Genomic DNA, 19,667 nt, shown 5'->3' on the forward strand with positions numbered 1-19,667 from the left:
TGCTGAAATAAACTGTTCGATTTCTTATTGCTAAGAAATCGTCTTGGTCACTTCACCAGACATTGAAAATCAACAAAATTGTTTGATGTTCGATGCTGTGAGTGCCCACACAGATTGCTTGATTCAAATTGTTAAAGAGCGACGCAACAGTTCGTTGCTGCGGGAGTGGAATTCTACTCAACCGCCTTCTCGAGTCAAGCCTTATTTTCAAAGGCTTTTCGAGGTTATCGACTCAGGCTTTGCGTTGCCGCTTGCCCTGTCGATGGAGGCGCATTATAGGGAGTTGAATCTTTCTGGCAAGCAGATAATTGCAAAAAGATGGCTTTCACCGCTCGTTCGCTCACAAAGCCACCGATACGCATATTAAGCGAACAAAATCAGCCCGCAACGGGCACTGAAATGGCGAAATCATGCAGGTTGTCATAGGTGGCATCAGCCAATGCGATACCGGCATCGGTCACCGGTTTGCCCGTTTTGACCAACACTTTATGCCCGACTTTGGCATTGGCGGCCGCTTTCAGATCAGAAGGCTTGTCACCCACCATATAGGAACGGCTCATGTCGATCCCCAGCTCTTGTTGTGCCAACAGCAGCATGCCGGGTTCCGGTTTGCGGCAATCACAGGGGGCGCCGTGATCCGGGTGATGGGGACAGAAGTAGATGCCATCGAGATCCACATCCCGATCAGCCAGTGACCAATCCATCCATTCCGTCAGATTCATGAAATCATCTTCACTGAAGTAACCGCGGGCGATTCCGGACTGGTTGGTGACGACAACCAACAGATACCCTTTCTTCTTTAACAGCTGCAGGGCGTCGATCACGCCTGGCAGAAAATGGAAATCATCAACCTGACCCACATAGCCAGTGTCTTCATTGATGACACCGTCACGATCCAGAAAAATGGCGGGTTTGCTCACGGAAACTACCTCTATCAATGGTTTCGCCCAGTATCTCACAGGGCATAAATAGCCCCAAAAATAAAAGGGGTGGCCGAAGCCACCCCTTTTCATGTTTGTATATAACGAATCGATTAGGCGATTACGCTAGCTACAACACCAGCACCTACGGTACGGCCACCTTCACGGATAGCGAAACGCAGGCCGTCGTCCATTGCGATCGGAGCAATCAGGGTAACAACCATTTTGATGTTGTCGCCTGGCATTACCATTTCAACGCCTTCCGGCAGTTCGATGGTACCGGTCACGTCGGTAGTACGGAAGTAGAACTGCGGACGGTAGCCTTTGAAGAACGGGGTATGACGACCACCTTCTTCTTTGGACAGGACGTACACTTCAGATTCAAACTTGGTGTGCGGCTTGATTGAACCCGGCTTGGCCAGAACCTGACCACGCTCTACGTCTTCACGCTTCACGCCACGCAGCAGTGCGCCGATGTTCTCGCCCGCACGACCTTCGTCCAGCAGCTTACGGAACATTTCAACACCGGTACAGGTGGTAGAAACGGTATCTTTGATACCAACGATTTCTACAGTCTCACCTACTTTAACGATACCGCGCTCTACACGACCGGTAACTACGGTACCACGGCCAGCGATAGAGAATACGTCTTCGATAGGCATCAGGAACGGCAGGTCAATCGCGCGCTCCGGCTCCGGGATGTAGGTATCCAGGTGGTGAGCCAGCTCGATGATCTTCTCTTCCCATGCAGCGTCGCCTTCCAGCGCTTTCAGCGCGGAACCGCGAACTACCGGCAGGTCATCACCCGGGAAGTCATATTCGGTCAGCAGTTCACGAACTTCCATCTCGACCAGTTCGAGCAGCTCTTCGTCATCAACCATGTCACACTTGTTCATGAACACGATCATGTACGGGATACCAACCTGACGACCCAGCAGGATGTGCTCACGAGTCTGCGGCATCGGGCCGTCAGTCGCTGCTACTACCAGGATCGCGCCGTCCATCTGGGCAGCACCGGTGATCATGTTTTTAACGTAGTCGGCGTGACCCGGGCAATCTACGTGAGCGTAGTGGCGGGTAGCAGTGTCGTATTCTACGTGGGAGGTGTTGATGGTGATACCACGCTCACGCTCTTCCGGTGCCTTGTCGATCTGGTCGAAGGCGAAAGCTTTACCACCGAAGTGCTTGGCCAGCACGTTGGTGATAGCTGCAGTCAGGGTGGTTTTACCGTGGTCAACGTGGCCGATGGTGCCGACGTTTACGTGCGGTTTGTTACGCTCAAATTTTTCTTTAGACACGACGTAGTCCTTCTAGGTTAAACCCGCCTACCGTCGTAGGCGGGGAATCTTAAATTACTTGGATTTGCGCTCTTCGATCACGGCTTGTGCAACGTTGGTCGGTGCATCGTGATACTTGGCGAATTCCATGGCGTAGGAAGCACGACCTTGGGTAGCGGAACGCAGTGCAGTTGCATAACCGAACATTTCGGCCAGCGGCACCAGAGCACGTACGATTTTGCCGGACGGGCCATCTTCCATACCTTCGATCAGGCCACGACGACGGTTCAGGTCACCGATAACGTCGCCCATGTAATCTTCCGGAGTTTCAACTTCTACTTTCATGATCGGTTCAAGCAGAACCGGGTTGGCTTTCATGAAGCCAGCCTTAAAGGCCATGGAAGCAGCGATTTTGAACGCCAGTTCGGAAGAGTCGACATCGTGGTAAGAACCGAAGTGCAGACGCACACCCAGATCCATAACCGGGTAACCAGCCAGCGGACCAGATTTGAGCTGCTCGCGGATACCTTTATCAACACCCGGGATGAATTCACCAGGAATGACACCACCTTTGATGTCGTTGACGAATTCGTAGGCTTTGCCTTCTTCCAGCGGGTACATGTCGATCACAACGTGACCGTACTGACCACGACCACCAGACTGCTTGGCGTGCTTACCTTCGATATCCTTGACGGTGTTACGAATGGTTTCACGGTAGGCAACCTGCGGCTTACCTACGTTCGCTTCAACCTTGAACTCGCGACGCATACGGTCAACGATGATGTCCAGGTGCAGCTCACCCATACCGGCGATGATGGTTTGACCTGACTCTTCGTCAGTCCATACGCGGAAGGACGGATCTTCCTGAGCCAGACGGCCCAGTGCCAGACCCATCTTCTCTTGGTCAGCCTTGGTTTTCGGCTCAACCGCGATAGAAATTACCGGCTCAGGGAATTCCATACGCTCGAGGATGATCGGTGCGTTCTGGTCACACAGGGTGTCACCAGTGGTCACGTCTTTCAGACCGATGGCAGCAGCGATGTCACCAGCGCGTACTTCTTTGATCTCTTCGCGCTTGTTGGCGTGCATCTGAACGATACGGCCAAAACGCTCGCGCTTGTCCTTGACGGAGTTCAGCACGGTGTCACCAGAGTTAACAACACCGGAGTAGACGCGGAAGAAGGTCAGGTTACCAACGAACGGGTCGGTAGCGATCTTGAACGCCAGAGCAGAGAACGGCTCGTCATCAGATGCATGACGCTCGTCTTTGGTCTCGCCGTCCATTTTCAGGCCGTCGATAGCAGCTACGTCGGTCGGAGCCGGCAGATAGTCAACAACGGCATCCAGCATTGCCTGTACGCCCTTGTTCTTGAACGCGGAGCCACAGGTTACCAGGATGATTTCGTTGTTCAGCACACGCTGACGCAGAGCTTTCTTGATCTCTTCCTCGGTCAGCTCTTCGCCGCCCAGGTATTTTTCCATCAGGTCTTCAGACGCTTCAGCAGCGGCTTCAACCAGATTCATGCGCATTTCTTGCGCCTGTTCCAGCAGCTCAGCCGGGACGTCTTCGTAATCGAAGGATACGCCCTGGTCAGCTTCGCTCCAGTTGATGGCTTTCATCTTGACCAAGTCAACAACGCCCTTGAAGTTCTCTTCGGCGCCGATGTTCAGCTGAAGGGGAACCGGAACGCCTTTCAGACGGGTCTTGATGTGCTCAACGCAGCGCAGGAAGTTGGCACCGGTACGGTCCATCTTGTTGACGAACGCGATACGGGGAACCTTGTACTTGTTAGCCTGACGCCATACGGTTTCAGACTGTGGCTGTACGCCACCTACGGCACAGTACACCATCACGGCACCGTCCAGAACACGCATTGAACGCTCTACTTCGATAGTAAAGTCAACGTGGCCCGGGGTATCGATGATGTTGATACGGTGCGGTTGGAACTGTTTACCCATACCGGACCAGAAAGCGGTGGTCGCGGCGGAGGTGATGGTAATACCACGCTCTTGTTCCTGTTCCATCCAGTCCATGGTGGCAGCGCCATCGTGAACTTCACCGATCTTGTGACTTACACCGGTATAAAACAGTACGCGCTCGGTAGTAGTAGTCTTACCGGCGTCAATGTGAGCGGAGATACCGATGTTACGATAACGCTCAATGGGGGTTGTACGAGCCATTGTCATCCTCTTACTAAGGCGCTTGTCCCTAGATAATTAAAGGTGCGCAGAGCCAAAAGACCCTGCGCAAGCGGATTACCAGCGGAAGTGAGCGAAGGCTTTGTTCGCTTCAGCCATACGGTGAACGTCTTCACGTTTCTTGACAGACGAACCCTTATTGTCAGCGGCATCCAGCAGCTCGCCAGCCAGACGCTGAGCCATTGATTTTTCACCACGTTTACGAGCGGCATCAACCAACCAGCGCATTGCCAGGGCATTGCGACGTACCGGACGAACTTCTACCGGCACCTGATAGGTTGCACCACCGACGCGACGAGATTTAACCTCGACCGCCGGACGAATGTTATCCAGAGCGACTTCGAACAGGGCCAGGTGCTCTTTGCCAGATTTGGTGGCAATGATGTCCAGGGCACCGTATACGATGGCTTCTGCAACAGATTTCTTACCGTCAACCATTACTACGTTGACAAATTTAGCCAGCAGCTCTGATCCGAACTTGGGATCTGGCAGGATTTTACGCTGACCAACAACACGACGTCTTGGCATTTCAAATTCTCCGTAACTTCAGGGATTACCCAAAACTAGAAAGCTATCTAACTAGAAACGAATTAACGTTTGGCCTTACTTAACGGAGAACCATTAAGCTTTAGGACGCTTCACGCCATACTTGGAGCGAGCCTGCTTACGGTCTTTAACACCGGCACAGTCCAACGCACCACGAACGGTGTGATAACGAACACCTGGCAAGTCTTTTACACGACCGCCACGGATCAGAACAACAGAGTGCTCTTGCAGGTTGTGACCTTCACCACCGATGTAGGAGGTGACTTCGAAGCCGTTGGTCAGACGTACACGGCATACTTTACGCAGTGCAGAGTTAGGCTTCTTCGGGGTGGTGGTATATACACGGGTGCATACGCCACGCTTCTGAGGGCACGCTTCCAGCGCCGGCACGTTGCTTTTCACAACGAGCTTGATGCGTGGCTTGCGAACCAACTGGTTAATAGTTGCCATCAAAAGGCTCCTGATAATGACTTCATAAACGTGTGGAAAATCCTCCCCGCAGATACGGGGACGCGAAATTTTATGCCCTGTTGTCTGGGGAGTCAAGATTTATACAATTTGCGTCACAAAAGGGCAATTCGGATCCGTTTAGTTTCATGACATCACCTTGAATTCTCTTGAAAATGTGCTTCTCAGCCACCCCAGGTGCGCGGGGAACCTTTTTGCGCAATCAGTGCCACCAGACCCGCCATATCGAGCACATTACCCACCCGATGATGCAAACCGCGAGCTTGCAGGTCTTCCTGCATCACATAAAGCGGGATACCCGCCAACTGCTCGCTCCACTGGGGAGCCGACGCCGCTATCACGGCATCCTGCATCAGTACCAGCTCATCCTCCGGCTGGAGGTATGAAAGCGCCTGTGCCAAAGCCTGACTCTGAAAGGGGGAGTTCAATATCAGATGCAACATGGAGACCTCAAAAGCTGATGTAAGTCGAACATTGTGTCCAGCGCCGAGCCAGCTCCTGGCGCGGCAGACTCTCGACCGGGATCAGCAGATCATCCACTGTCAGGCCACGCGCTGCCAGCGAGTCAGCACAAACATAGACCTCTTCGATGTCGTAGAGTTCCAGCATTTTGAAGGTGGGCGCGTAGTGGCGCTGCAAAATGGCGGCCGGCTGCTGCTCCTTGAGCAGTTGCAGCACACCGTCCCCAATCAGGAAGAGGGCCAACTCATCGGTCATGGCCGAGGTGGCCAGCAGGGCATCCAACCCTTCCCGACCGGCGGCATGGCCATGGGGGCCACGACTGCAGATAAAGGCGATTTTCTTGCTCATGACTCCCCCTAGAACTGAACCAGTCGATCGGCGGTAAGTGCCGCCTCGGCCAACTGGCCCAGACCGCTCAGGCAAAATGGCGCCTGCAGATTGAAGTGCACCTGCCCTGCCCCCTTGGCTTCCTGCTCATCGAGCACACCGCGTCGCATGGCGGCGGCAACGCAGACGTCGATACGGATCCCCTGCTCTTCTGCCAGCTCTCGCCACAGACGCACCAGGTCGGTCTCATCGGATGCAGGTAGATGCAGACCGTTGCCGTTGCAGACCCCATCCTGATAGAAGAACAGGTGGGACAAGGTATGCCCCTGCGCCAACAGTGTGCGGGCAAAGCGATAGGCGGTGCTGGCTGACTGGGTGCCATAGGCGGGCCCCGTGACCAGGATGGCAAAACTCAGACTCATAGCAGGACTCCTGTGCTGACCCGGTCCATTTTACGCCAAAAACAAAAAAGCCCCTGCCAGGAGGGGCTTGCTGCGATCTGTTAATCAGAGATGGGCAATCGCCTCGACCTCGACCAGCACATCTTTCGGCAGACGGGCCACTTCCACGCAGGAGCGGGCTGGCGCTGCATCACCAAAGTAGCGGGCATAGACCTGGTTGAAGGCAACGAAGTTGTTCATGTCGCTCAGGAAGCAGGTGGTTTTGACCACGTTGCTGGCATCGGCACCGGCAGCGTGCAACACGGCAACCAGATTCTTCATCACCCGTTCGGCCTGCTCTTCGATGCCGCCAGCCACGATTTCCATGGTGGCAGGATCGAGCGGGATCTGCCCGGAGGTGAAGATCATCTCGCCAACCTTGGTAGCCTGAACATACGGACCAATCGCGGCAGGCGCCTTGTCGGTTGCAATCACTTCTTTAGCCATTCATCTATCCCCTTCTGGAATGAGTTACTCGTTTTCGTCTTCACCCTGCTTGCGCTGTCGGATGTAAAGATAAACGGTATGTTTTGAAATATTGAGTTTGTCCGCCACCAGATTGATCGAATCCTTGATGTCGAAAATGCCCTTCTCGAACAGCTGAGTCACGATGAAGCGGTTCTTGGCATTGTTGGCCACGGTGGGATCGCGGTTGATCTCGTCGATGGTGTTATCCACCGTCTGGGCAACCAGCTCTTCCACACTGTTGGCGAAGGTCTCGGGTGACTGACGCGCCGCCTGCTGGGGCGTCGGGAAAAATTCGGCCACGAACTCGTGGAAGGGCGCATTGATGTGCAGGTTGATGCAGATAAGCCCCACTACTTGCCGCTCGCTGTTGCGAATGGCAATGGTGCTCGACTTCATCAGCGCACCGGTGCGGCTGCGCGCAAAATAGCTCTGGGTGTAATCCTGGCCGGTGCTCTCGATATCCTTGAGCATGCGCAGAGCGAGATCGGTGATGGGCGCCCCGAGGGTGCGTCCGGTATTGAAGCCGTTGGCGATCTTGATCACCGACTCGTGCAGATTTTCCAGGGAGTGGAGGACCACTTCACAATGCTTGCCGAACAGCTCGGCCAAGCCATCGATGAGCCCATCGTATGAGCGCAACAATTCCCTGTCTTCATCTGTAAAAGTGCGGCTGATCAGCTGTTCTTCGGGAAGCATGGCTTCCTCGATACCGACAGTCATGTTCTACCCCTGTAATAACCATTCAACTTTCCCGAGTTTTAAATTGCAGGGGAGTAAAGTCAACTTTTTTTGATTTTTTACTCTACAACTTTGCTCTGGATCATCCTGAAACCCGCGTGGCGTCTACCTTTGCCGAGGAATTGGCCAACAAAAAGGGCTCCTTGAAGGAGCCCTTTTCAATCACGGATGACGAGTTACTCTTCGTCGAAGCTACCGGCTGCGTTCAGAAGATCCGCCAGGTTCTGTTGAGCTTCATCAGCGGTCACCTGCGGGGTACCAACAGCACGAGCTGCGGCAGCACGCTGGTTGATCCGGCTATGGTGGTAGGCAAAGCCGGTACCAGCCGGGATCAGACGACCCACGATGACGTTCTCTTTCAAACCACGCAGTTCATCACGCTTGCCACCAACGGCGGCTTCGGTCAGAACGCGAGTGGTTTCCTGGAAGGAAGCCGCAGAGATGAAGGACTCGGTGCTCAGAGATGCCTTGGTAATACCCATCAGTACATGACGGAAGGTCGCAGGGGTCTTACCCTCGGCAACCAGCTTACGGTTGGCAATCTTCACACGAGCAACTTCAACCTGTTCGCCTTCGATCAGATCGGTGTCGCCAGCGCTCAGGATCTCGCACTTGCGCAGCATCTGACGAACGATGACTTCGATGTGCTTGTCGTTAATCTTAACGCCTTGCAGACGGTAAACGTCTTGCACTTCGTTGGCGATGTAGTTGGCGACCGGGCTGATACCGCGCAGACGCAGGATGTCGTGAGCAGACTCAGGACCGTCCGCCAACACTTCACCCTTCTCAACTTTTTCACCTTCGAACACGTTCAGGTTACGCCACTTCGGAATCATCTCTTCGTAGACGTTGCCACCATCAGTCGGGGTGATAACCAGACGGCGTTTGCCCTTGGTCTCTTTCCCGAAGGAGATGGTACCGGAGATCTCGGCCAGAATTGCCGGTTCCTTCGGTTGACGTGCTTCGAACAGATCCGCAACGCGCGGCAGACCACCGGTGATGTCCTTGGTACCGCCGGATTCTTGCGGGATACGCGCTACCGCGTCACCCACACCCACGTTGGCACCATCTTCCAGGTTCACGATCGCCTTGCCCGGCAGGAAGTACTGGGCGGCTACATCGGTACCCGGGATCATCACGTCTTTGCCGTTCAGGTCGACCAGTTTAACGGTCGGACGCATCTCTTTACCGGCACTCGGACGCTCGTTGACATCCAGTACGACGATAGAAGAGAGACCGGTCAGCTCGTCGGTCTGACGAGTGATGGTCACGCCATCGATCATGTGTTCGAACTGCAGGCGACCTGCCACTTCGGTGATGATCGGGTGGGTGTGCGGATCCCAGTTGGCAACGGTCTCGCCAGCGTTCACTGCTTGGCCGTCCTTCACTTCCAGCACGGAACCGTAAGGCAGCTTGTGGCTTTCCTTGGTACGGCCCATGTCGTCCATGATGGTCAGTTCGGTAGAACGGGAGGTGATAACCAGTTTGTCATCGCTGTTGTGAACGAACTTGGCGTTCTGCAGCTTGATGGTACCGGTGTTCTTGACCTGGATGCTGTTCTCGGCAGCAGCTCGGGATGCCGCACCACCGATGTGGAACGTACGCATCGTCAGCTGGGTACCCGGCTCACCGATGGACTGGGCGGCGATAACACCGACAGCCTCACCTTTGTTAACCAGGTGACCACGGGCCAGATCACGGCCGTAGCAGTGAGCACAGTTACCGAAGTCAGTTTCACAGGTGATGGCAGAACGTACCTTCACGCGGTCAACAGAGTTTTGCTCCAGCAGGTCACACAACTGCTCGTCGAGCAGGGTGTTACGTGCTACCAGCACCTCATCTTCAGTACCCGGCTTAATCACGTCATCGGCAACTACACGGCCCAGCACGCGCTCACGCAGCGGTTCGACTACATCGCCACCTTCGATCAGCGGAGTCATCCACAGACCTTCGGTAGTGCCGCAATCGTCCTCGGTGATCACCATGTCTTGCGCCACGTCTACCAGACGACGAGTCAGGTAACCGGAGTTCGCAGTCTTCAGTGCGGTATCCGCCAGACCCTTACGAGCACCGTGAGTGGAGATAAAGTACTGCAATACGTTCAGACCTTCGCGGAAGTTCGCGACGATCGGCGTCTCGATGATGGAGCCATCCGGCTTGGCCATCAGGCCACGCATACCGGCCAGCTGACGGATCTGGGCGGCGGAACCACGCGCACCAGAGTCGGCCATCATAAAGATGCTGTTGAACGATGCCTGCTCTTCTTCTTCACCCAGCGAGTTGACGTTACGCTCTTTGGACAAGTTCTCCATCATGGCCTTGGAGACGCGCTCGTTGGCGCTGGCCCAGATATCGATAACCTTGTTGTAACGTTCGCCCGCGGTTACAAGACCGGACAGGAACTGGTCCTGGATCTCGGCAACTTCGGCTTCGGCTGCAGCAATGATGTCTTTCTTGGCATCCGGGATGACCATGTCATCGATACCAACGGAAGCACCGGACAGGGCCGCGTAGTGGAAACCGGTATACATCAGCTGGTCAGCGAAGATAACGGTGTCCTTCAGGCCCTGCTTGCGATAGCAGGTGTTCAGCAGACGGGAGATGAGCTTTTTGCCCAGCGCCTTGTTGGATACGGATTTGATCCAGTTCTGCGGATTGGCATCCAGGTCAGCCTGCTCTGCAGCAGTCAGCACCTTCGGCTCGTCGATCAGCGCGTATTCCATGCCTTTCGGCAGGATCAGGCTCAGGATCGCACGACCAACGGTGGTGTTCTTCATCTCGGTGTGTTCACGCAGAGAACCGTCTTCCTGACGCAGGTATTCGGTAATGCGTACTTTCACACGAGCATGCAGATCGGCCAAACCGGCGCGATAAACTTTCTCGGCTTCTTTCGGGCCGGCCAGCACCATACCTTCGCCTTTGGCGTTGATACGGGCACGGGTCATGTAGTACAGACCCAAGACCACGTCCTGAGAAGGAACGATGATCGGCTCACCGGAGGCAGGCGACAGGATGTTGTTGGTAGACATCATCAGCGCACGCGCTTCCAGCTGGGCTTCCAGAGTCAGCGGTACGTGGACCGCCATCTGGTCACCATCGAAGTCCGCGTTATACGCAGCACAAACCAGCGGGTGCAGCTGGATTGCCTTGCCTTCGACCAGAGTCGGTTCGAATGCCTGGATACCCAGACGGTGCAGAGTCGGTGCACGGTTCAGCAGAACCGGGTGTTCGCGGATCACTTCGTCCAGGATATCCCAAACGACAGCTTCCTCGCGCTCCACCATCTTCTTGGCGGCCTTGATAGTGGTCGCCAGACCGCGGGTTTCCAGCTTGCCATAGATGAACGGCTTGAACAGCTCCAGCGCCATCTTCTTCGGCAGACCGCACTGATGCAGGCGCAGGGTCGGACCTACGGTGATAACGGAACGACCAGAGTAGTCGACACGTTTACCCAGCAGGTTTTGACGGAAACGACCTTGCTTACCCTTGATCATGTCGGCCAGGGATTTCAGCGGGCGCTTGTTGGAACCGGTGATGGCACGACCGCGACGGCCGTTATCCAGCAGCGCATCGACGGACTCTTGCAGCATACGCTTTTCGTTGCGCACGATGATGTCCGGAGCAGCCAGATCCAGCAGACGCTTCAAGCGGTTGTTACGGTTGATCACGCGACGGTACAGATCGTTCAGATCGGAAGTCGCGAAACGGCCGCCGTCCAGCGGTACCAGCGGACGCAGGTCCGGCGGCAGCACAGGCAGCACTGTCATGATCATCCACTCCGGCTTGTTGCCGGACTGCAGGAACGCTTCCATCAGCTTCAGACGCTTGGTGGTCTTCTTGCGCTTGGTCTCGGAGTTGGTTTGATCCAGCTCCTCGCGCATGGTTTTGACTTCACCTTCCAGATCGATAGCACGCAGCAATGCCAGGATTGCTTCGGCACCCATCTTGGCGTCAAATTCGTCGCCCCACTCTTCCAGCGCATCCAGGTACTGCTCTTCAGAGAGCATCTGGCTGCGTTCGAGGTTGGTCATGCCCGGCTCGATTACCACGAAAGATTCGAAGTAAAGCACGCGCTCGATGTCGCGCAGGGTCATGTCCAGCAGCAGACCGATACGGGACGGCAGGGACTTCAGGAACCAGATGTGGGCAGTCGGGCTGGCCAGCTCGATGTGGCCCATACGCTCACGACGGACCTTGGTCTGGGTCACTTCAACGCCGCACTTCTCACAGATCACACCACGGTGTTTCAGGCGCTTGTACTTGCCGCACAGACACTCGTAGTCCTTCACCGGTCCGAAGATGCGGGCGCAGAACAGACCATCACGTTCCGGCTTGAAAGTCCGGTAGTTGATGGTCTCAGGCTTTTTGACCTCACCGAATGACCAGGAGCGGATCATGTCAGGAGAGGCCAGACCGATCTTGATACTGTCAAACTCTTCGGTCTTGGTCTGAGCCTTCAAAAACTTGAGTAAGTCTTTCACGTGTTTCCCCTGTCAGGAGTCTAACCTCGGCGCCCCGGCTGCCAAAACAGCGGGGCGCCCACGTCAATTCTCGAACAATAAGAGCGAGCTCTTACTCTTCGTCCAGCTCGATGTTGATACCCAGAGAGCGGATTTCCTTCAGCAATACGTTGAAGGATTCGGGCATGCCCGGCTCCATACGGTGGTCGCCATCCACGATGTTCTTATACATCTTGGTACGGCCATTCACATCGTCAGACTTGACGGTCAGCATTTCCTGCAGGGTATATGCCGCACCGTAAGCCTCCAGGGCCCACACTTCCATCTCACCGAAACGCTGACCACCGAACTGAGCCTTACCACCCAGCGGCTGCTGGGTAACCAGGCTGTAAGAACCGGTAGAACGCGCGTGCATCTTGTCGTCGACCAAGTGGTTCAGCTTGAGCATGTACATGTAACCAACGGTTACTTTACGCTCGAAGCGGTTACCGGTACGGCCATCGAACAGATCAATCTGACCGGATTCCGGCAGATCAGCCAGCTTCAGCAGGGCTTTGATTTCGCGCTCTTTGGCACCATCAAACACTGGAGTAGCGACCGGCAGACCCTTACGCAGGTTACCCACCAGGATACGTACGTCGTCGTCAGACAGCTCGGCGATGTTCACTTGCTGGGTGTCCTTCTCGCCCAGGTCATAGACCTGTTGCAGGAAGTTGCGCATCTCGTGCAGCTCGCGCTGCTCTTTGACCATGCGATCGATCTTCTCGCCGATACCCTTGGCCGCAAGGCCCAGGTGCACTTCGAGGATCTGACCGATGTTCATACGGGATGGTACGCCCAACGGGTTCAGTACGATGTCGACCGGACGGCCGAACTCGTCATGAGGCATATCCTCGACCGGACAGATCTTGGAGATAACACCCTTGTTACCGTGACGGCCCGCCATCTTGTCACCCGGCTGGATGCGACGCTTGACTGCCAGATAAACCTTGACGATTTTCAGTACGCCCGGTGCCAGATCATCACCCTGGATAATCTTGCGACGCTTGTTCTCGAATTTCTTGTCGAACTCGGCTTTCAGCTCAACGTGCTGTTCAGCGATCTGTTCCAGTTCGGTCTGCTTGCCTTCGTCTTCGATGGCCAGTTCAAACCACTTGGAGCGATCGAGCTTGTTCAGACGATCTTCGCTGTAACCGGCGGCCAGCAGCAGGTTGCGGGAGCGGCCGAAAATGCCGTCTTCCAGGATCTTGAACTCTTCGGTCAAGTCCTTCTTCGCTTCCTTCAGCTGCATCTCTTCGATTTCTTTGGCACGCTTGTCTTTTTCCACGCCATCGCGGGTAAAGACTTGCACGTCAACCACGGTACCGTACACACCGTTCGGTACACGCAGGGAGGAGTCCTTCACATCGGAGGCCTTCTCACCAAAGATGGCGCGCAGCAGCTTCTCTTCCGGCGTCAGCTGGGTTTCACCTTTCGGGGTTACCTTACCGACCAGAATGTCGCCGCCCTTCACTTCGGCACCCACGTAGACGATACCGGACTCGTCCAGCTTGGACAGAGCGGCTTCACCCACGTTCGGGATGTCAGCAGTGATCTCTTCCGGACCCAGCTTGGTGTCACGGGAGATACAGGCCAGTTCCTGGATATGGATGGTGGTCAGGCGATCTTCCTGAACAACACGCTCGTTCACCAGGATCGAGTCTTCAAAGTTGTAACCGTTCCACGGCATGAACGCGACGCGCATGTTCTGACCCAGCGCCAGTTCACCCAGATCGGTGGACGGACCGTCAGCCAGTACGTCGCCAGCCATCACCGGCTCACCCAACATCACGCAAGGACGCTGGTTGATACAGGTGTTCTGGTTGGAACGGGTGTATTTGGTCAGGTTGTAGATGTCGATACCGGCTTCGCCTGGCATCAGCTCATCTTCATTGACCTTCAGGACGATACGGGAGGCATCGACATAGTCGATTACGCCGCCACGCTTGGCCACTACGGTTACACCGGAGTCAACGGCCACAGCGCGTTCCATACCGGTACCTACCAGCGGCTTGTCAGCACGCAGAGTCGGTACAGCCTGACGTTGCATGTTTGAACCCATCAATGCGCGGTTCGCGTCATCGTGTTCCAGGAACGGGATCAGAGCAGCTGCCACAGATACGATCTGCTGCGGGCTCACGTCCATATACTGGATCTGGTCGGCGTTCATAAAGGTGGATTCACCTTTGTGGCGGCACGGGATCAATTCATCTTTCAGACGGCCATCTTCGGTGGTCGCGGCGTTAGCCTGTGCGATCACGTACTTGCCTTCTTCAATAGCAGACAGGTAGTCCACTTCGTCGGTGATCACACCGTCAATGACCTTGCGGTACGGGGTCTCGAGGAAACCGTACTCGTTGGTACGAGAGTACACGGACAGCGAGTTGATCAGACCGATGTTCGGACCTTCAGGAGTCTCGATAGGGCACAGACGACCGTAGTGAGTCGGGTGTACATCTCGGACTTCAAAGCCGGCACGCTCACGCGTCAAACCGCCCGGGCCCAGCGCGGAAATACGACGCTTGTGGGTCACTTCGGAGAGCGGGTTGTTCTGGTCCATAAACTGGGACAGCTGGCTGGAACCAAAGAACTCTTTGACTGCGGCGGAGATCGGCTTGGCGTTGATCAGATCCTGCGGCATCAGGGTGTCCAGGTCGCCCAGGGAGAGACGCTCCTTGACCGCACGCTCGACACGCACCAGACCGACGCGGAACTGGTTCTCGGCCATTTCACCGACAGAACGGATACGACGGTTACCCAGGTGGTCGATATCGTCCACTTCGTCGTTGCCGTTACGGATATCGATCAGGCGCTTCATGACTTCAACGATGTCGTCTTTGGTCAGTACGCCAGCGCCAGTCTCGTCTTCACGACCCAGACGGCGGTTGAACTTCATCCGACCTACGGTAGACAGGTCGTAACGCTCGGCGGAGAAGAACAGGTTTTCGAACAGCTGTTCTGCAGCTTCGCGAGTAGGCGGCTCGCCCGGACGCATCATGCGATAGATCTCGACCAGCGCTTCCAAACGGTTGGAGCTGGAGTCGACACGCAGGGTCTCGGACATGTAGGCACCGTGATCCAGTTCGTTGGTGAACAGAACCTCGAAGTGCTTGAAGCCGGCTTGGGACAGGTTGGCGATCGCTTCCAGGCTCAATGCCTGGTTGGCGGTCACGACCATCTCGCCAGTTTGCGGATGTGCGTAGTCCTTGGCAGCAACTTTGCCAACAACATACTCAACCGGTACCTCAATCTGGGTAACGGCGTCTTTTTCCAACTGACGGATGTGACGCGCAGTCACACGACGACCGGTCTCAACCACCACGGCGCCATTGGCCACGATGTCAAAGGTCGCAGTTTCACCACGCAGACGCTCCGGCACCAGATCCATCATCAACTTGCCATCTTTTACTTCAAAACCGATGGTCTCGAAGAAGGTGGCCAGGATCTGTTCGGAAGTGAAGTCCAGAGCGCGCAGAATAATGGATGCTGGCAGTTTGCGACGACGGTCGATACGGACAAACAGGTTATCTTTTGCATCGAACTCGAAGTCCAGCCAGGAGCCACGGTAGGGGATAACGCGAGCGTTATACAGTACCTTACCGGATGAATGAGTTTTGCCTTTATCGTGGTCGAAGAAGACGCCCGGGCTGCGGTGCAGCTGGGAGACGATAACCCGCTCGGTACCATTGATAACAAAGGTGCCGTTCTCGGTCATGAGCGGAATTTCGCCCATGTATACTTCTTGTTCCTTGATGTCTTTGACGGTGCCGGCAGCTGCTTCACGATCGTACAGAACCATACGAAGCTTGACACGCAGCGGCGCGGAGTAGGTCACTCCACGGATCTGGCATTCTTTTACGTCAAATACCGGCTCACCCAGGCGATAGCTGACATACTGAAGCTCAGCACTACCGGAGTAACTGGTGATCGGGAAAACGCTACGGAAAGCGGCCTCTAGGCCATATTCACCTTCCGGGTCAGCCTCGATGAACTGCTTGAAGGAGTCCAGCTGAATGGACAACAGATAAGGCGTGTCCAGTACCTGGTCTCGCTTACCGAAGTCCTTACGAATGCGTTTTTTTTCGGTATAAGAGTAAACCATAGGGTTCCTCAGCTCGCTGATAAGTGACCCACTCTGTCCCGCAGGACAGCTCTGTCTCAACACCGTTTTGTGTTGGCCCGGACGAATGGAAACAGTCCGGATTGCTGGTGCACCGAGAGTCGTAAACGGTGTGAAATGCTCTCAGTCTACAGCGCAAAAAGGCTGGTGAACAAATATTCACCAGCCCTAGCCTGTTTTATCAGGCTAATCTACATAAATGCAGATTATTTGATCTCAACAGAAGCACCAGCTTCTTCAAGCTGCTTCTTCAGAGCTTCAGCTTCGTCCTTGGACACGCCTTCTTTCAGGTTAGCCGGGGCAGCTTCAACCAGATCTTTGGCTTCTTTCAGGCCCAGACCGGTAGCGCCACGAACGGCTTTGATGACGGCAACTTTGTTGGCGCCAGCAGCGGTCAGAACTACGTCGAACTCGGTTTTCTCTTCTACTGCTTCAGCAGCCGGACCGGCAGCAACAGCAACAGCGGCAGAAACACCGAACTTCTCTTCCATAGCTTCGATCAGCTCAACAACTTCCATTACAGACATGGAAGCAACGGCTTCGATGATTTGGTCTTTAGTGATAGACATGACAAAAATTCCTGATGTTGAATAAACTCAAACAGCCTAGATAGGCGAGAATCAAGCAGCAGCTTGCTTCTGATCACGCACAGCAGCGATGGTACGAACCAGCTTGCCAGCAGAGGCTTCTTTCATAGTAGCCATCAACTTCGCAATCGCTTCGTCGTAGGTCGGCAGCGTAGCCAGACGATCAATTTGTGCTGCGGCGATAAACTCACCGTTAAAAGCGCCAGCCTTGATTTCGAACTTTTGGTTCGCTTTGGCAAACTCTTTGAACAGACGAGCGGCAGCGCCCGGGTGTTCGTTAGAGAAAGCAATCAAGGTAGGACCGGTAAATGCGTTGTTCAGGCACTCAAATTCGGTACCTTCAACTGCACGACGCAGCAGGGTGTTACGCACAACGCGCATGTACACACCAGCTTCGCGAGCGGTTTTACGCAGGACGGTCATCTTATCTACAGTCACACCGCGAGAATCGGCTACAACTGCAGACAGAGCGCCTTTGGCAGCTTCGTTGACTTCAGCAACAATTGCCTTTTTGTCTTCGAGTCCCAATGCCATTGGCTTAACTCCTGGATTGAATCCGGGTCTATTGACCCAGTACAGACACATCCCCCCTACCTTTACAACAGAGGGGAACGATGCGGTAGCAGGATTCCAGAAGAGAAAGAAACTTTCTCGCTGGGTTTCCGGCACCGTCTACGCAGGAAACATTAAGGCTTTTCAGCCTCCTGCGGTCTTGGACGGAGGTCGAAACCCCCAACCAATCAAGGCGCAAAATTATAGATTAAATTTTGCGCCTTGTAAAACCCATCAATTAGGCCTGAGCTTCCAGAGAAGCTTGGTCTACGGCAACACCGGCACCCATGGTGGTGGAGATGCTGACTTTCTTGATGAAGATACCTTTGGCGGAAGAGGGTTTGCCTTTTTTCAGGGCAACCAGCAGAGCTTCCAAGTTTTCTTTCAGCTGAACTTCGTCGAAAGAAACCTTACCCAGAGTGGTATGGATGATACCATTCTTGTCGTTACGGTAACGAACCTGACCGGCTTTGGCGTTCTTGACCGCTTCAGCAACGTTAGGAGTTACAGTACCAACTTTCGGGTTCGGCATCAGGCCGCGCGGGCCCAGGATTTGACCCAGTTGACCAACAACGCGCATGGCATCCGGGGATGCGATAACGACGTCGAAGTTCATCTCGCCTTTCTTGACCAGATCGGCCAGGTCATCCATACCTACCAGGTCAGCACCGGCAGCTTTAGCGGCTTCGGCGTTGGCACCTTGAGTAAATACGGCAACGCGTACATCACGACCGGTACCGTGCGGCAGTACAGTAGCACCACGTACGTTCTGGTCAGATTTACGAGCGTCGATACCCAGGTTGACAGCAACGTCAACGCTTTCAACGAACTTGGCGGTAGCCAGTTCTTTCAGCAGGGCAATGGCTTCGTTGATGGAGTACTCTTTGGTACCGTCAACTTTTTCGCGAATAACGCGCATACGCTTGGAAAGTTTAGCCATTGTCTTAATCCTCCACTACCAGACCCATGGAACGAGCGGAGCCTGCGATGCAACGTACTTTTGCATCCAGATCGGCACCGGTCATATCCGGTTCTTTGGTCTTGGCGATTTCTTGCAGCTGGGCTACGGTCACCTTACCAACCTTGTCTTTGTTCGGCTTGGCAGAACCAGACTTGATACCAGCAGCTTTCTTCAGCAGGAAGGAAGCAGGCGGAGTCTTGGTTTCGAAGGTGAAGGAACGGTCGCTGTAAACGGTGATCACGACCGGAGTCGGTGAACCTTTTTCCAGCTTCTCTGTACGAGCGTTGAACGCCTTACAGAATTCCATGATGTTAACACCGTGTTGACCCAGTGCAGGACCAACGGGAGGGGACGGGTTGGCTGCACCAGCAGCAACCTGCAGCTTGATATAAGCTGTGACTTTCTTAGCCATTAGGAAAATACCTCAAAAATGGGTTCTAGCGCCTCGGAGACTTGCTCCTGCAAACGGCTCCCCAACTAATAAAGGGGCAGCGAATTATAGAGATATTCGCTGCCCCTGACAACCGTTAAACGTACAGAATTCAATCAGCCCTTTTCGACCTGACCAAAATCCAGTTCAACAGGAGTAGAACGCCCGAAGATCAGTACAGAGACCTTCACGCGGCTCTTCTCATAATCGACCTCTTCAACGGTACCGTTGAAGTCGGCAAACGGACCATCGGCAACCCGCACCATTTCACCCGGTTCAAACAGGGTTTTCGGACGCGGCTTGTCGTGGGCATCCTGCAGACGGTTCAGGATGGCATCGGCCTCTTTGTCGGAGATCGGTGCCGGACGGTCGGAAGTACCGCCGATGAAGCCCATTACGCGCGGTACGTTACGCACCAGGTGCCATGTGGTTTCATCCATCATCATCTGGACCAGGACATAACCCGGGAAAAACTTGCGCTCACTCTTGCGCTTCTGGCCAGCACGCATCTCGACCACTTCTTCGGTCGGGACAAGTACTTCACCGAACATGTCTTCCATGCCATGCATCTTGATATGCTCGCGCAGGGACTTGGCTACACGGCCTTCATAGCCGGAAAAAGCCTGCACGACATACCATCTCATACGTTGTTCACGTTGTTCAGTCATGGCTT

Annotated in this window: 17 protein-coding genes; all 17 read right to left on the reverse strand. The window is 54.6% G+C overall.

Going from position 1 to position 19,667, the window contains the following annotated elements; translation table 11 throughout:
* Window positions 1-377 precede the first annotated feature (377 nt).
* Window positions 378-920: a D-glycero-beta-D-manno-heptose 1,7-bisphosphate 7-phosphatase gene (gmhB, locus tag BN1115_RS11570; RefSeq protein WP_042657280.1), complete on the reverse strand. Its 543-nt coding sequence runs from the start codon at window positions 918-920 to the stop codon at window positions 378-380.
* 113 nt (window positions 921-1,033) lie between these two features.
* Window positions 1,034-2,218 carry an elongation factor Tu gene (tuf, locus tag BN1115_RS11575; RefSeq protein ID WP_042657281.1) on the reverse strand — a complete coding sequence of 395 codons (1,185 nt, stop codon included), beginning with the start codon at window positions 2,216-2,218 and terminating at the stop codon, window positions 1,034-1,036.
* Between the two features lie 54 nt (window positions 2,219-2,272).
* Window positions 2,273-4,378: an elongation factor G gene (gene fusA / locus BN1115_RS11580; protein WP_042058265.1), complete on the reverse strand. Its 2,106-nt coding sequence runs from the start codon at window positions 4,376-4,378 to the stop codon at window positions 2,273-2,275.
* Window positions 4,379-4,453: 75 nt separating this feature from the next.
* A complete protein-coding gene (rpsG, locus tag BN1115_RS11585; RefSeq protein ID WP_010675949.1) occupies window positions 4,454-4,924 on the reverse strand; it encodes a 30S ribosomal protein S7 in 471 nt (156 codons plus the stop codon).
* A 93-nt stretch (window positions 4,925-5,017) separates the two neighbouring features.
* Entirely contained in the window at window positions 5,018-5,392 is a 375-nt protein-coding gene (gene rpsL / locus BN1115_RS21655; protein WP_005306278.1) for a 30S ribosomal protein S12, read from the reverse strand.
* A 182-nt stretch (window positions 5,393-5,574) separates the two neighbouring features.
* Window positions 5,575-5,853: a sulfurtransferase complex subunit TusB gene (tusB, locus tag BN1115_RS11595; protein WP_042657282.1), complete on the reverse strand. Its 279-nt coding sequence runs from the start codon at window positions 5,851-5,853 to the stop codon at window positions 5,575-5,577.
* Between the two features lie 7 nt (window positions 5,854-5,860).
* Window positions 5,861-6,220 carry a sulfurtransferase complex subunit TusC gene (tusC, locus tag BN1115_RS11600; protein WP_042657283.1) on the reverse strand — a complete coding sequence of 120 codons (360 nt, stop codon included), beginning with the start codon at window positions 6,218-6,220 and terminating at the stop codon, window positions 5,861-5,863.
* Window positions 6,221-6,228: 8 nt separating this feature from the next.
* Complete coding sequence (gene tusD / locus BN1115_RS11605; RefSeq protein WP_021229315.1) at window positions 6,229-6,621, reverse strand: sulfurtransferase complex subunit TusD; 393 nt, start codon at window positions 6,619-6,621, stop codon at window positions 6,229-6,231.
* 84 nt (window positions 6,622-6,705) lie between these two features.
* Window positions 6,706-7,086: a RidA family protein gene (locus BN1115_RS11610; protein WP_042019309.1), complete on the reverse strand. Its 381-nt coding sequence runs from the start codon at window positions 7,084-7,086 to the stop codon at window positions 6,706-6,708.
* Window positions 7,087-7,110: 24 nt separating this feature from the next.
* Entirely contained in the window at window positions 7,111-7,827 is a 717-nt protein-coding gene (locus tag BN1115_RS11615) for a helix-turn-helix transcriptional regulator (RefSeq protein WP_005339902.1), read from the reverse strand.
* Window positions 7,828-8,021: 194 nt separating this feature from the next.
* Window positions 8,022-12,326 carry a DNA-directed RNA polymerase subunit beta' gene (rpoC, locus tag BN1115_RS11620; RefSeq protein WP_042058256.1) on the reverse strand — a complete coding sequence of 1,435 codons (4,305 nt, stop codon included), beginning with the start codon at window positions 12,324-12,326 and terminating at the stop codon, window positions 8,022-8,024.
* 91 nt (window positions 12,327-12,417) lie between these two features.
* Window positions 12,418-16,446 carry a DNA-directed RNA polymerase subunit beta gene (gene rpoB, locus BN1115_RS11625; protein ID WP_075112886.1) on the reverse strand — a complete coding sequence of 1,343 codons (4,029 nt, stop codon included), beginning with the start codon at window positions 16,444-16,446 and terminating at the stop codon, window positions 12,418-12,420.
* 224 nt (window positions 16,447-16,670) lie between these two features.
* The gene (gene rplL, locus BN1115_RS11630) at window positions 16,671-17,033 is read right to left on the reverse strand and encodes a 50S ribosomal protein L7/L12 (RefSeq protein WP_033135318.1); all 363 of its coding nucleotides are present in this window, start codon (window positions 17,031-17,033) and stop codon (window positions 16,671-16,673) included.
* Between the two features lie 51 nt (window positions 17,034-17,084).
* A complete protein-coding gene (gene rplJ, locus BN1115_RS11635) occupies window positions 17,085-17,585 on the reverse strand; it encodes a 50S ribosomal protein L10 (RefSeq protein ID WP_033135317.1) in 501 nt (166 codons plus the stop codon).
* A 256-nt stretch (window positions 17,586-17,841) separates the two neighbouring features.
* Window positions 17,842-18,543, reverse strand: a complete 702-nt coding sequence (gene rplA, locus BN1115_RS11640; RefSeq protein ID WP_042058253.1) for a 50S ribosomal protein L1 — start codon at window positions 18,541-18,543, stop codon at window positions 17,842-17,844.
* Window positions 18,544-18,547: 4 nt separating this feature from the next.
* Entirely contained in the window at window positions 18,548-18,976 is a 429-nt protein-coding gene (gene rplK / locus BN1115_RS11645; protein ID WP_026456244.1) for a 50S ribosomal protein L11, read from the reverse strand.
* A 134-nt stretch (window positions 18,977-19,110) separates the two neighbouring features.
* Window positions 19,111-19,662 (reverse strand): transcription termination/antitermination protein NusG, encoded by a 552-nt coding sequence (gene nusG / locus BN1115_RS11650; RefSeq protein WP_042058251.1) that lies wholly within the window; start codon window positions 19,660-19,662, stop codon window positions 19,111-19,113.
* Window positions 19,663-19,667 lie beyond the last annotated feature (5 nt).

Source organism: Aeromonas allosaccharophila (assembly GCF_000819685.1).
Classification (GTDB): Bacteria; Pseudomonadota; Gammaproteobacteria; order Enterobacterales; family Aeromonadaceae; genus Aeromonas; species Aeromonas allosaccharophila.